Here is a 12,269-nt window from a genome sequence, read left to right on the forward strand (position 1 = left end):
CGATCCGATAAGAACTCGGCTGCGGCGGTCACCATCAGTCGAGCAGCCACTGACCCGTTTGCGCGCAGCCCTGCACCAACGCCATCAAGGTGGTGCCCCCGGTGCATGGCCCGCGACCCGCGGTGACCACGCCCTCGCAGGCTGCACAGCCAAGAAGGTGAACCATGCCCGATCCGCTCGAACGAAGCACCGATGCCACCGCACCCATCGAGATACTCGACAACCCGGTCAACCAGCAGTACGAGGCCGTTCGCTTCGGCACGGTCATCGGCCTGCTGTCCTACAGGTGGACCTCCGTCGGCCACGTCGAGCTCGAGCACACGTACGTCACGCCCCGACTACGCGGACACGACGTCGGGGCGCTGCTCGTGGAGCACGCGATCGGCATCGTCCGGTCCAGAGGCGCGCGTCTTGCGCCGACGTGCTCCTACGTGTCGGAGTACATCCAGAGGCACCCCGAGCACGCCGAGCTGCTCGCGCCCCCCGTGCCGCGACGGCGCCGGACCGGCCAAGCGCGTCTCGACGCTGCCGGACCGGAGGCGTTCGTGCACGACCGGCACGAGGACCCGCACGACGTCCGCCTCGAGCTGTTGCAGATCCGGACGCCGCGGATCGTGCTGCGCGCCTGGGACCTCGATGACACCGACGTCGCCTACGACCTGTTCGCGCACCCGTCCGTGACCCGATGGATGCATCCGGTCGTGCCGCAGATCGCCAGCCCGGACGAGGCACGCCGGCTGCTGGACCGCTGGATCGTCGAGTCCAACCGCGCCCCGGTGCCGCAGGGCCGATGGGCCATCGAACGACAGGACACCGGCAAGGTCATCGGCAGCGCCCACCTGACGACGCCGACCAGTGGGCCGCCCCTGCTGACGTTGTGGTGGCACGTCGCGCCGGAGGCGGCACGGCAGGGGTTTGCGTCCGAGGCCGCCCACGCAGTGGCCCACCACGCGTTCAGCGTCGAGGCCATCGACCGCCTCTACGCGCTCATCGACCCGGCCAACGACCGGGCGATCGGGACCGCCATTCACATCGGTATGAGACCCGACGGCTCGACCAGTGAGTACTACGGGATGACCCTGAACCGGTACCGCCTGGACCGGCCCGACCTGGAGGAACCGCAAGAACGACGCAGCCTCTCCTTGACGGACTAGCGGCGGTCCCGCACGCCGGACGTGAGACCTTCGGCCACTGCCGAGGCCACCGTCACACCGAGACCGCCGGGGCACGGCTTCCCTGTGGCCGTGCCCCGGTGCGATGCCGGCCACTGTGAGAGGTCGCGCAGTGAAGGACCTTGCCCACGAAGACATCTCGCCGCCGTTGGCACCGGGTCCGGGCGAACAGGGGGCGGCTTGGGGTGCAGAGATGGGGCGGCGAATGTGAGGTTCGTTCATGAGCGGGGGAGGGACCCTGATGCGCGCGACTCGGTGACGGCACCAACCCGGGGCCGGCGTCCCGCCCTGGGTGACGTGACCCAGTGGATGGCACCTGAAGGGCTCCCATCGGCCGGCTCGTTCCTGCGGACCGAGTCGGGCAGTGCCGGTGTCCTGGCGCTCGCCATCGTCGCGGCCGTGCGCTGGGCCAACGCCGGCTCGAGCTACGCCACCGTCTGGGTCACGCACGTATCGGTGCTCGTCGGTGAGCACGGTGTGACCCTCACCCTGCGCGAGTGGGTCAGCAGCGGCCTCATGGCGGTCCTCCTCATGGTCGTCGGTCTGGAGACGCGCCGCGAGTTCGACCTGGGGGAGCTGCGAGACCGTCGCCGGCTTGAGTGTTCGGTGCCACGCAGATCTCACAGCCGCCCAGCGGTGTGGACCCACCCTCCGGCAGATGCCGCACCTCGCGCTCACCCAGCGGATCGAGCAGTGCGCGCGCACGCCGACAGGGCAGCAACCCGTCCACCCGCCGCCGCTAAGAGACGTCGCGTGAACAGCACTGAGACCTGAGCGCGGCCATGCCGAGAACCATGGTCGCGTCCCCCCGGACAAAGTCCGATGACGGCTGCACCCGACCCCGGAGACACACGTAAAGGAGCTCAGACACCGCAATGATCGACTTCTGCGAGATCGACGGACGAGTCATCCGCACCCCGAAGGTGGTGCTGCGTCCGTGGGCCGGCCGGGACGTGACCGAGGCGTTGAGCATCTACGGCAGCTGTGCCGTGGCGCACTGGCTCGAACCCGAGATGTCACTCGTGCCCGACACCGGAACCATGGCCGGCATCCTGGACCGCTGGATCAGCGAGAACGAGCACGCGGTGCCACCGGTTGGTCGGTGGGCGATAGCGCTAGCGGGGACCTGCGCGGGTCGAGAGGTCGTAGGTGGGGCCGCGCTGCTGCCGTTCGGGCCTGGCGGCGAGGACCTGCAGATCGCATGGCAGCTGCAGCCGACATGGTGGGGCAAGGGGTTGGCCACCGAGGCGGGTCACGCGCTGGCTCACTATGCGTTCGCCAACGGGGCCGCGGAGATCTTCGCGGTGGTCCGTCCCCACAACCGGCGCGCCGCGGCCTTGGCGGGACGGGTCGGGATGGAGTGGGTCGGGGAGACCGACAAGTACTACGACCGGGAGCTGTCGGTCTACCGGCTGCTGCACGCCGACCTGGACCTTCCCGTCGGAGGAGTGCGGATCAACCGACCAGACCGCACCGCCCAGTCGGAGTAGCGCCCCGCATCACCGGGACGCCTGCTTGGTGGTGGCGTCCATGAGCGCCTCGGTCAGGACGACGGAACCCCGTACATGAAGCCTCGTTGGGTGAGCTGACGCCGCAGGTTCCGCCGAGCGTGGAACATCAGCTGGTAGACGGCGTTTCGGTTCGAGCCGAGCTGTGCTGCCAGCTGCTCGATCGTTGCCCCGTGCACCACAAGGCCCACGAACACCGCTCGTTGCCGAGCGGTCAGGGCGGTCGTCATCGCTGACATCACGGCCTGTCTGAGCTCGAACGCCTCAACGTCGGCGTCTGGGCCATGAGGCCCCAAGGGCGTGATGCGGTCCCAGTCCTCGCCGACCAGCAGGTGAGAGCCGGTGCGGCGGTGGTGCTGGCGGATCTTCACTCGAACCTCGAAGGTGACGAAGCTACGGGCCCAGGTCGTGAACTTGCTCTCGCCTCGGAAGTCACGGATTCGTCTGATGACCGAGACCAACGCGTCCGCAGCGGACTGATGGGCCAGGTCGTCACGCTCGGGGCCGGAAAGGCGCGATGTGCTCGACCGGTGGGCCAGCTCGCTGCGAGCGGCGCGCAACAGATACGCGTACAAGGCGTCGGCGGCGGCTTCGCGGCCGGGCCCTGGGCCGGTCAACGCGCTGGTCCAGCGCGAGTTCTCCTCGGCACGCCCGGGTTCGTCATCTGTCGCCGACGGCGCGTGGTCCGTATCGCTCGGAGTCGATCCCCGGTTCTCCTCCAGCGGCGCCCCTGGAGACTCGTCCGCGACCAGCGACGCGGATGACGGGCCATAAAAGGGACTAGCTGGTCCATTATATGGGGCTTCCATTTCGGGGCACCGCTGCTCCAATGGCTCGGCAGTCATGGGCGTGTTCTCCGGAGGCTGTTGTGTCGGAATGCATTGGAGTTCAGGCGAAGTTGGGCGATCGACGGCCTTCCCTGACGGTGGCGGGAGAAATGGTGTACCCGCTCGGCCTGAGGGCTACGAAGTGGACTATCGGGTTCAGTCTAGCCTTTCGTGGATGACGTGGCGAGTCGTGGCCGTCCACGAGCTGGGTCGGCGCGCCGAGGCGGCGAATCGCGGGGCGGGGTGCGGCGCAGCGGTGATGCGTCACCGGTCGCCCGCGAGGCCGCGGTGACGGGGGGCGCGACGGGCACGGATGCATGAGGGCAAGGCGCACGGAGGCCTCGACGAGACGCAGACGGTGCGCAGGGGAGGCGGCCCGCCGGGGAGGTTCGTCCGCGGCCAGGACTGTCGCGACGCTTGCTCGGCCGATGAGAAGGCGCGTTGACCCGCCTCAGGGCCGTGCGGCGCGCGTGAGTATTGGGTCGGTCGTCCCGCGCAGGCGCCCGGGCCCCCGAGGTCGGGGGCCCGGGGGGCCTGCTCAGTCGAGCAGTCCGACCTGGGCGCGTGCTGTCCGGCTGCGCGCCGCCGTTGTGGCGGTCCTCGTGGCAGGGCGGGGTTGGGAGATGAGGCCTACGGCGACGAGGGACAGGACCGCAACTCCGGTCAGGTACGCGGCGACGACGTTGCTCGTCCCGAACTCGGCGTACAGTGCGGTCGCGATGAGGGGAGCGAACGCGCCCCCGGCAACGGCGCCGAGCTGGTAGCCGAGGGAGACTCCGGAGTAGCGGACCTTGCGGCCGAACATCTCCGAGAACAGGGCTGGCGCCGGCCCGTAGGTGAAGCTGAAGAAGACTTGGGCGACGACCAACGCGATGGTCGCCAGGGTCACGCTGCCGGTGTTGATGAGCCAGAACATCGGGAACACCCAGATGCCGAGCGCAACGGCACCGATGGCATATGTCTTGCGTCGGCCGATCCGGTCGGACAGGTGAGCCGCGGCCGGGATCGTGGCGATCGAGACGACCGCCGCGATGATGACCGCCGTGAGAATGGCGCTCTTGGGCAGGCCCAGGCCGGTGGTGAAGTAGGCCAGGACGTACACGGTCAGGACGTAGTAGGCGGCCGCGTTCAGCAGGGTGGCTCCGGCGGCCTGAAGCGTCTCCTTCCAGTGCTCGCGCAGCAGCTCCACCAGCGGCAGCCGGTTCGACTGATCCTCCTGCGCAGAGTCCACGCCCTCGAGCCGGGACTGGGCGTAGATACCGACGCCGACCAGAAGAACGCTCAGGAAGAAGGGGATTCGCCATCCCCACTGGAGGAACGCGGCTTCACTGGTGGTCGCGGACAAGGTCACGAAGATGACGTTGGACAGGATGAGGGCCAGGGGGACGCCGATCTGGGCGAAGCTGCCGTAGAAGCCGCGGCGATGCGCTGGCGCGCTCTCGCAGACGATGAGAACCGCGCCGCCCCACTGGCCGCCCAGGGCAAGGCCTTGGATGAGCCGCAGCGCCACGAGGAGGACCGGGGCCAGCGTTCCAGCCGACCCATATGTCGGAAGGAACCCGATCGCCGTGGTCGCGGCGCCCATGAGCATCATGGCGGTCACCAGCGTGGGCTTGCGCCCGAACCGGTCACCGAAGTGACCGAACAGCGCCGCGCCGAAGGGCCGCACGAGGAAGCCGACCGCGAACGTCGACAGTGACAGCAGCAGGCCGGCCGAGCTACTGAACGACGGGAAGAACAGCTTGTTGAGAACCAGCGCGGAGGCGGTGGCGTAGATGAAGAAGTCGTACCACTCGATCGCCGAGCCGGCGACCGCCACGATGACCTTCTTGCGCATGCCGAGGGCTGGGCCCTGAGTCGTGTCTGTTGTCGTTGCCATGGGAGTCCTCGTTCGGATAGTGCTGGAGGTGAGCCGAGCGGCGGCTGCACTTGTGAGTGCCGCCGAGCCGTCGTGTCTTTGTTCAGTCGATCGGTGCGCGCGAGCCACGCCCGATCAAGGCGTGCAGCTGTTCGAGGACCAGGCGCAGGACCTCGGCTGTCGGTGAGTTCAAGCCCTCGCCCTCTTCATGGAGCTGCGTGTGTGCGGTGCCGAGAATGAACTCCGGTTGCCGTACGACCGCGGCGTCGAGCTTGTGGAGAATCTGGCGAAGGCTGAGCTGGGCGCGGACGGTCCCGAGTGGGCTCATGGATGCGCCGAGGATCGCGACCGGCTTGCCCTTCAGCGGTGGTGCGACACCGTCCACGGGCCGGGAGAGCCAGTCGAGCGCGTTCTTCAGCACGCCGGGGATCGAGGCGTTGTACTCGGGCGTCGCGATCAGCAGGCCGTCTGCGTCGCGGACCTGGCGCCGAAGGTCGTCGACCTGGCTCGGGGCAGGGGTTTCCTGGTCCTCGTTGAAGTGCGGGAGGCTACCCAGCTGTTCGTACACGTCGACGTGAAGGAGCTCGGGGGCCAGCTTGGCAGCCTCGTCCAAGAGCCTGGTGTTGAAGGAGGCGCGGCGCAGGCTGCCCGAGATGCCGACGATCGTGAACGGCGAGGGCATCCTCACTCACCGCCCGTTCGGGTCGCCCACAGCTCCGGGAACGGCAGCACCGTCAGGGTCGGGGTGAGCCAGGCGACGCCGCTGACGCCGAAGTGTGCGGGCCGCGCGCCGAGGGTGCGGTTGGTCGCGAGGTAGTGCAGGTACCTGTACTCGGCCAAACCTTCGGCCACGCCGATGAGGGCGCGCGCGAAGGCCCGGAAGTCCGACAGGTCAGGGTCGGCGGAGAGGAGCACCGAGGTCCAGAAGTCGACGACGGCCGGCTCGAGGCGTTGCTCGGCGTCGGGCGCCTCGGGTGCGTCCGACGTGTCAGGTGCGTCGGACGTGTCGGCGGTGGGCAGCTCGTGGCCTCGCCGGCGGGCCAGGGCCAAGGCTTCCTCGTACACGCTTGGCGTAGCGAGAGCCTCGCGCAGCTGCGCGTACTGGGCCGGCATGGCGGCCACCTCCTCGGCGAGGCTGGCGTCCTTGAGGCCGAGACGGAACAGCATCTCGCGGTAGGTCCACGACTGCAGGGACGTGGACCTGCCGTGGACTGCGGTCATGCCTTGCTTGATGGCGGCGAAGTCCGCCGGCAGCATCCACCCCAGCGACCGCCAGGTGGCGTTGAGGCCCGCAAAGTGCGAACCAGCGCGCTGCACGGACGACGTCGCCGCAGACAGTGCGTCCCCGCGCAGGTGGTGCGACGCGGCGCCGATGTCGTGCGAGATGAGCGCGAAGTAGAGCTCCTGGACTTGGCACACCACCAGGAAGGAGAGCTCGCCCTCGTCCTGTGTCACCGGAACCTGGAGCGAGTGCAGGGTGTCGGCCTGCAGATAGGTGTTGTAGGCGGTGCCAGACATGGGGTCCTCCACTAGGCGGCGGTGTCTGTGGTCTGTGGACCTATCGTGAGCGCCCTCGTTATGCTCGGCAAATATCAAATCGCATGTGCGGTATTGCTGAACTGGTATGGGGATGAGCCATGAAGAAGCCGAACCTGCTCGACGGGCGGCTCAAGTTCCGCCACCTTCTGTTGGCCGATGCCATCGCCCGACTGGGCACCTTGAGCGCCGCCGCCGAGGAGCTGGGCATCACCCAGCCCGCAGCGACCCGGACGCTTCGCGAGCTCGAGCTGCTCCTGGGCGTGCCGCTGTTCGAGCGCACGTCCCGCGGCCTGTCATCGACCCCGGTCAGCGACGCATTCACCATCCACGCGAGGGCGATCATCTCCCAGGTGCGCCAGGCCGAACGGCACGTCCAGGAGCTGCTGGATGCCGACCGGGGCACCGTGGTGGTCGGCGTGCACCTGACGGGCTCGAATGCGTTGGTGCCGCGCGCCGTCGCGAGCTTGAAGGCGCGCCATCCGATGCTCACCGTGGAGCTGTACGAGGCGCTCCCGCAACGCCTGCTCATCGAGCTGGAAGCCGGCCGCCTCGACCTGGTCGTCGGCCGGCTCACCCGACCGACGGACGAACACTTCATCCGGCGACGCCTGCACGACGAGGCGGTCTCTTTGGCCGTGCGCGCCGACCATCCATTGGCGCGGAGGGGGACGTTCCCTGTCTCCGAGCTGTCGAACTACCCCTGGATCATGCCCAGCTCGGAGGCTCGGCTGCGGGGCGAGCTGGAGGTGTTCTTCGGTGAGCAGGGCATCGAGCTGCCCGTGAACCGGGTCGAGACAACCTCCTTCCTGGCCCTGCGGCACCTGCTGCTGACCACGGACTCCATCGCTGCCGTGTCGACCTCGATCCTGAACACGATCGACGGAGCTGTCTCACTGGGCCCCTCGCTCGATCTCGTGAGCCACAGCGTCGGCATCACCCTGTCCGCCTCGCGCCCGCTGACTCCTGCTGCGGCGAAGATGATCGAGGTCCTTCAGGAGCTCGTCGACCAGGGTGCGCCCATGACCAAGTAGGTATGCCTTCCGCGTAAACGCGCATTGGCGTGGCATGACCCGGGTCGCGCACGATGATCTCTCCAGCAAAGCCGAAGGCCGGTGTTGGCCTGGCGACGAGGAGTGATTCAGGTGACCACACCCACCAGTACGTTCGTTCCCAACGGGCCTGAGGCACTGGCGTTCAGGCACGCCCTGCGGCACTTTCCCACGGGCGTCAGCATCGTCACCATCAACGACGGCACCGGCGTTCACGGGATGACGGCGAGCTCGTTCTCACCGGTCTCGCTGGACCCACGACTGTGCGGGGTCAGCGTCAACAAGCCGGGCCGGATGCACGAGCTGCTCATGGCCACCGATGGTTACTACGGGCTGAGCATCCTGAGCAACAAGCAGGGCGCCATCGCAGACTGGTATGCCCGCAGCCCGTGGGCGGTCTCGCCCGACGTGCAGATGGACGTCCAGCACGGTTGCCCCGTCATCCAGGACTGTCTGGCCTGGTTCCTGTGCCGCAAGTGGGGCACCTACGACGGGGGTGACCACTCGATCTTCGTGGGCGAGGTCATCGACCACGGTTCGAAGGAAGAGGGGGACGTCGCGCCCCTGATCTTCCACCACTCCAAGTACTTCAACCTCGGAGACAACATCCCGCGGGGTGACGCGACCGTCCGGTGACGGGCCTCCCCGGAGGCACGAAGCAGTGCCCGAAGGCCGCCGGACCGTCCCGGCCGCCTGGGCGAATGTGCGGACCCTTCCCGCGCATCAGGGTTGAGTCCGATGCAGTGACCTGTGCCCGGCAGGCCGCACCCTGACCTGCGACCCGCTCCAGCGCCAGCGGTCCCTGCTAGGTCGCATCGCCCCCTCGTGCGGGATCCGCGAGCAGGGAACTGCGGTACCGCCATTCGTCGACCTGACGTGCGCGTCTCCTCCTGGAAGCGGTCGTGCGAGCCCCCAGGTCGTGGACAGGTGGTCGAGCCGGGCCACGGGCGGGGGTGCCGGCGGCTGGGCCGCAGTCTCGTTCGAGCTTGTGGTCCATCTGCGCAACCTTGGCGGAGGGCGGTGGAACGTTCCGCCGGACCGACGCTCGCCTGCCAGCGAACCCGCTCCGTCGTCACAGCCGGCTCGAGCGCTCGGCAGACCCTGCACGTGATCAGGCATACCAGAAAGCGCATGACTGGACCTCCAAAGAGCATTAGTCAGGCATCGCCTCTGCTTCCTAGCCTGCATCTATGGCTATTCCCAACGGCACGTCCCACCAGATCCGCAACTTCATCGGCGGGCGGTTCGTCGATGGCGTCGCGACCTTCGACAAGTGCAGCCCGGTCGACGGCTCACTCGTCAGCACCGTGCACGAGGCTGGCCGGCAGCACGTGGACGCCGCTGTTGCCGCGGCCCGAGACGCCCTCGACGCGGGCTGGGCGCAGACCAGTGTGCAGAACCGGGTGGGCATGCTGCGCCGCGTCGCCGACATCATCGAGCGCCGCAGCGAGGACTTCGTCGCCGCTGAGTCGGCGGACACCGGCAAGCCCCTGAGCCTCGTGCGGGAGCTCGACGTCGCCCGCGCCGCCACGAACTTCCGGGCCTTCGCCGACACGGTCGCCGCCGCCGGCCTCGACTCCTACCTGACGGAGCTGTCCGACGGACGCACCGCGTTGAACTACGCCGTGCGCAAACCGCTGGGCGTCGTGGCCATCATCGTTCCCTGGAACCTTCCGCTGCTGCTGCTCACCTGGAAGGTCGCCCCCGCGCTCGCCTGCGGCAACACCGTCGTGGTCAAGCCTTCGGAGGAGACCCCGGCCACCGCGACCCTGCTCGCCGAGGTGATGACGGAAGCCGGCGTCCCGGCCGGGGTGTACAACGTCGTGCACGGCTTCGGGCCCGACTCGGCCGGACAGTTCCTCACCACGCACGCGGACATTGACGGCGTCACCTTCACCGGCGAGTCCTCGACGGGGTCGACGATCATGCGTGCCGTCGCACCCAGCGTGAAGCCCGTCTCGTTCGAGCTCGGTGGCAAGAACGCGGCTGTCGTCTTCGCCGACGCAGACCTCGACAAGGCGGCCGACGGCCTGGCCCGGTCCATCTTCCTCAACACCGGCCAGGTGTGCCTGTGCACCGAGCGGGTCTACGTGCAGCGGCCGATCTTCGAACAGGTCGCGGCCGAGCTGGCCGAGCGGGCCAAGGCGCTGCGACTGGGGCGCCCCGAAGACCCGGACACGACAACCGGTCCGCTGATCTCCCTGGGTCACCGCGAGAAGGTCCTGTCGTACCTGAAGCTGGCCCAGAACGAAGGAGCGAGCGTGCTCGCCGGTGGCGGCGTCCCATCGCTGGGAGGCGACCTGGATGCCGGCGCGTGGATCGAACCGACGCTGTGGACCGGCCTGGACAACAGCCACCGCACCGTACGCGAGGAGGTCTTCGGACCCGTCGCCGCGCTCATCCCGTTCGACACCGAAGTCGAGGCCGTGCGCCTGGCCAACGACACCCGGTACGGGCTGGCCGCGGTGACGTGGACCTCGGACCTGGAACGCGGCCACCGCGTTGCGCAGCAGATGCGGGTCGGGATGTCCTGGGTCAACGCGTGGTACCTGCGTGACCTGCGCAGCCCCTTCGGAGGAGTGGGACTTTCGGGCATCGGGCGCGAAGGCGGCCAGCACTCGCTGCACTTCTACACCGAACCGACGAATGTGTGCGTGCAGCTGTGAGCGCCATCGACACCCTGCACGTGACCGCAGCCCAGCGGGCGGCGGCCGACCGCCTCTGGGACGCCCACACCTCCGGGGAGCCCTGCACGCCTGTCCGGGATCTCATCGGGGACACCGACAACGACAGTGCCTACCTCGTCCAGTCACTCAACATCGGACGCCGACTCAAGGACGGACGCAGCATCGTCGGGCGCAAGATCGGCCTGACATCCGCAGCAGTCCAGACACAGTTCGGTGTCACAACCCCCGACTACGGCTCCCTGCTCGACGACATGGTGTTCGCCGACCGTGAGCGGCTGGACCTGTCCACGTTCCTGCAACCGCGCGTGGAGGCCGAGGTCGCGTTCGTCCTCGGTTCCGACCTGGACGCGCCGACGGCGAACGTCGCCGACGTCCTGCGAGCGACCCAGTTCGTCCTGCCAGCCATCGAGGTCGTCGACTCACGCATCAGCGGATGGGACATCCGCATCACCGACACCATCGCCGACAACGCCTCCAGCGGCGCCGTCGTCCTCGGCACGACCCCGCGAGGCCTCGACGGGCTGGACCTGACCGGCCTCGGCATGACCCTCGAGCACGACGGCGACGTGGTCTCCACCGGTACCGGAGCCGCATGCCTGGGCAGCCCCGTGATCTCGGTGGCGTGGCTCGCCCGGCAGATGGCCCGCAGAGGTCGCTCGTTGCGCGCCGGGGAGATCGTCCTGTCCGGCGCCCTCGGACCCATGGTCGGCGTCGACCACTCCGGCACGTACACCGCGCGCCTCGATGGCCTCGGCGAGGTCCGCGCCACGTTCAGCACCCCCCGCCCCACTCACGAAGGAGACCCGGCATGACCGTCGGAGTAGCCATCATCGGCTCAGGCAACATCGGCACCGACCTCATGTTCAAGGTCAAACGCCTGTCCACCACCTTGCACGTCGAAGCCATGGTCGGGATCGATCCCGAGTCGGACGGGCTCGCGCGAGCCCGGCGCATCGGCGTCGCCACGACTCACCAGGGTGTCGAAGGACTGCTGCGCATGCCGGAGTTCGACCAGGTCGAGCTCGTCTTCGACGCAACCTCCGCGAAAGCACACCTCAACAACGACAAACTCGTTCGCACGCACGGCAAGCTCATGGTCGACCTCACACCCGCGGCCGTCGGTCCTTACGTCATCCCGCCGGTCAACCTCGGACAGCATCTGGGCACCACCAACGTCAACATGGTCACGTGCGGCGGCCAGGCGACCGTCCCGATGGTCGCCGCTGTGGCCCGTATCGCCGACGTGGCCTACGCCGAGATCGTCGCGTCCATCGCGTCCAAGTCCGCGGGCCCGGGCACACGAGCCAACATCGACGAGTTCACCGAGACGACAGCCCGCGCCATCGAAGCGGTCGGGGGAGCGCAGCGGGGCAAGGCCGTCATCATCCTCAACCCGGCCGACCCGCCGCTGGTCATGCGCGACACCGTGTTCTGCCTCGTCGAGGGTCCGGTCGACCAGGCCGCCGTCCGCGCCTCAGTGCACGCCATGGCGGAACAGGTCCGCAGCTACGTCCCGGGTTACCGCCTCAAGCAGGACGTCCAGTTCGACACCGTCGACGAGCCATTCGTCCCCGCGCTGGGGCGCCCTTTCCGCGGCACCAGGGTCTCGGTCTTCCTCGAGGTCGTCGG

General features: G+C 68.5%; 11 protein-coding genes and 1 pseudogene. 8 read left to right on the forward strand and 4 right to left on the reverse strand.

Annotated elements, in window-relative coordinates; translation table 11 throughout:
• Positions 1 to 164: 164 nt before the first annotated feature.
• The 3 genes and pseudogenes from ACPYOM_RS16795 to ACPYOM_RS16805 all read left to right on the forward strand — a co-directional run bounded on the left by ACPYOM_RS16795 (position 165) and on the right by ACPYOM_RS16805 (position 2,662).
• Positions 165 to 1,154, forward strand: a complete 990-nt coding sequence (locus ACPYOM_RS16795) for a GNAT family N-acetyltransferase (RefSeq protein WP_481346831.1) — start codon at positions 165 to 167, stop codon at positions 1,152 to 1,154.
• 327 nt (positions 1,155 to 1,481) lie between these two features.
• Positions 1,482 to 1,757 (forward strand): annotated as a pseudogene (locus ACPYOM_RS16800) (Na+/H+ antiporter NhaA); the annotation flags it as partial.
• Between the two features lie 290 nt (positions 1,758 to 2,047).
• A complete protein-coding gene (locus ACPYOM_RS16805) occupies positions 2,048 to 2,662 on the forward strand; it encodes a GNAT family N-acetyltransferase (RefSeq protein WP_481342852.1) in 615 nt (204 codons plus the stop codon).
• A gap of 53 nt (positions 2,663 to 2,715) precedes the next feature.
• Here the strand turns inward: ACPYOM_RS16805 and ACPYOM_RS16810 are convergent, their stop codons facing one another.
• The 4 genes from ACPYOM_RS16810 to ACPYOM_RS16825 all read right to left on the reverse strand — a co-directional run bounded on the left by ACPYOM_RS16810 (position 2,716) and on the right by ACPYOM_RS16825 (position 6,883).
• Entirely contained in the window at positions 2,716 to 3,525 is an 810-nt protein-coding gene (locus ACPYOM_RS16810) for an RNA polymerase sigma factor (protein ID WP_481346832.1), read from the reverse strand.
• Between the two features lie 520 nt (positions 3,526 to 4,045).
• Positions 4,046 to 5,386, reverse strand: a complete 1,341-nt coding sequence (locus ACPYOM_RS16815; protein ID WP_481342854.1) for an MFS transporter — start codon at positions 5,384 to 5,386, stop codon at positions 4,046 to 4,048.
• Between the two features lie 82 nt (positions 5,387 to 5,468).
• Positions 5,469 to 6,047: an NADPH-dependent FMN reductase gene (locus tag ACPYOM_RS16820; protein WP_481346833.1), complete on the reverse strand. Its 579-nt coding sequence runs from the start codon at positions 6,045 to 6,047 to the stop codon at positions 5,469 to 5,471.
• A gap of 2 nt (positions 6,048 to 6,049) precedes the next feature.
• On the reverse strand, positions 6,050 to 6,883 hold the full coding sequence (locus ACPYOM_RS16825) for a tryptophan 2,3-dioxygenase family protein (protein WP_481346835.1): 834 nt from the start codon (positions 6,881 to 6,883) through the stop codon (positions 6,050 to 6,052).
• A 119-nt stretch (positions 6,884 to 7,002) separates the two neighbouring features.
• On the opposite strand from ACPYOM_RS16825, the gene ACPYOM_RS16830 reads away from it, so the two are divergent.
• The 5 genes from ACPYOM_RS16830 to ACPYOM_RS16850 form a co-directional block, all read left to right on the forward strand.
• Entirely contained in the window at positions 7,003 to 7,935 is a 933-nt protein-coding gene (locus tag ACPYOM_RS16830) for a LysR substrate-binding domain-containing protein (protein ID WP_481346837.1), read from the forward strand.
• 111 nt (positions 7,936 to 8,046) lie between these two features.
• Positions 8,047 to 8,589, forward strand: a complete 543-nt coding sequence (locus ACPYOM_RS16835) for a flavin reductase family protein (RefSeq protein ID WP_481346838.1) — start codon at positions 8,047 to 8,049, stop codon at positions 8,587 to 8,589.
• Positions 8,590 to 9,143: 554 nt separating this feature from the next.
• Entirely contained in the window at positions 9,144 to 10,619 is a 1,476-nt protein-coding gene (locus ACPYOM_RS16840) for a 2-hydroxymuconic semialdehyde dehydrogenase (RefSeq protein WP_481346839.1), read from the forward strand.
• Positions 10,616 to 11,452 (forward strand): 2-keto-4-pentenoate hydratase, encoded by an 837-nt coding sequence (locus ACPYOM_RS16845; RefSeq protein ID WP_481346840.1) that lies wholly within the window; start codon positions 10,616 to 10,618, stop codon positions 11,450 to 11,452. Before ACPYOM_RS16840 ends, ACPYOM_RS16845 begins: the two co-directional genes overlap by 4 nt.
• The coding region (locus tag ACPYOM_RS16850) for an acetaldehyde dehydrogenase (acetylating) (RefSeq protein WP_481346841.1) at positions 11,449 to 12,269 on the forward strand (821 nt) is incomplete at its 3' end. The genes ACPYOM_RS16845 and ACPYOM_RS16850, both read left to right, overlap by 4 nt.

The sequence above is a fragment of the Monashia sp. HAY1-2A genome (assembly GCF_056755315.1).

Excerpts from the sequence above, each read along its gene's own strand:
- ACPYOM_RS16795 (WP_481346831.1), top strand. The coding sequence starts at position 165 with ATGCCCGATCCGCTCGAACGAAGCACCGATGCCACCGCACCCATCGAG.
- ACPYOM_RS16805 (WP_481342852.1), top strand. The coding sequence starts at position 2,048 with ATGATCGACTTCTGCGAGATCGACGGACGAGTCATCCGCACCCCGAAG.
- ACPYOM_RS16810 (WP_481346832.1), bottom strand. The coding sequence starts at position 3,525 with ATGACTGCCGAGCCATTGGAGCAGCGGTGCCCCGAAATGGAAGCCCCA.
- ACPYOM_RS16815 (WP_481342854.1), bottom strand. The coding sequence starts at position 5,386 with ATGGCAACGACAACAGACACGACTCAGGGCCCAGCCCTCGGCATGCGC.
- ACPYOM_RS16820 (WP_481346833.1), bottom strand. The coding sequence starts at position 6,047 with ATGCCCTCGCCGTTCACGATCGTCGGCATCTCGGGCAGCCTGCGCCGC.
- ACPYOM_RS16825 (WP_481346835.1), bottom strand. The coding sequence starts at position 6,883 with ATGTCTGGCACCGCCTACAACACCTATCTGCAGGCCGACACCCTGCAC.
- ACPYOM_RS16830 (WP_481346837.1), top strand. The coding sequence starts at position 7,003 with ATGAAGAAGCCGAACCTGCTCGACGGGCGGCTCAAGTTCCGCCACCTT.
- ACPYOM_RS16840 (WP_481346839.1), top strand. The coding sequence starts at position 9,144 with ATGGCTATTCCCAACGGCACGTCCCACCAGATCCGCAACTTCATCGGC.